Annotated in this window: 1 protein-coding gene; it reads right to left on the reverse strand. The window is 64.2% G+C overall.

Annotation, left to right across the window (positions count from 1 at the left end; translation table 11 throughout):
- A partial coding sequence (locus ACXJKJ_RS31540) for an FAD-binding protein (protein WP_457395619.1) occupies nucleotides 1-504 on the reverse strand: 504 nt, incomplete at its 3' end.
- Between the last annotated feature and the right edge of the window lie 69 nt (nucleotides 505-573).

Consider the following 573-nt stretch of genomic DNA (forward strand, 5'->3'; position numbering starts at 1 on the left):
GTACTCGATCATGAAGCGCGCGTTGTGCGCCAGCGACTGCTGGTACAGCGTGTGCAGCATGGCGTGGCCGGTACGGTCGGCGGCGGCGCAGGTACGCTGCGCGGACGGGCCTTCGCCGTACTTGGTGGTCATGCCGCCGAACGGGCGCTGGTAGATCTTGCCCTCTTCGGTACGGCTGAACGGCACGCCGTAGTGCTCCAGTTCGATGATGGCCGGAATCGCTTCGCGGCACATGTACTCGATCGCGTCCTGGTCACCCAGCCAATCCGAGCCCTTGATGGTGTCGAAGAAGTGGTAGCGCCAGTCGTCCTCACCCATGTTGCCCAGCGCGGCGGAGATGCCACCCTGCGCGGCCACGGTGTGGGAACGGGTCGGGAAGACCTTGGTCAGGCAGACGGTCTGCAGGCCCTTGGCGGCAAGACCGAACGTAGCGCGCAGGCCAGCACCGCCGGCGCCGACCACGACCATGTCGTACTTGTGTTCCGTAATCTTGTAAGCGGACATCTAATCTGGATTCCTGTCTTGGTGCCTGGACTCAGGCAACGCCGAGCGCAATGCGGGCGACCGCAAACA

The sequence above is a fragment of the Roseateles sp. P5_E1 genome, from assembly GCF_054049335.1.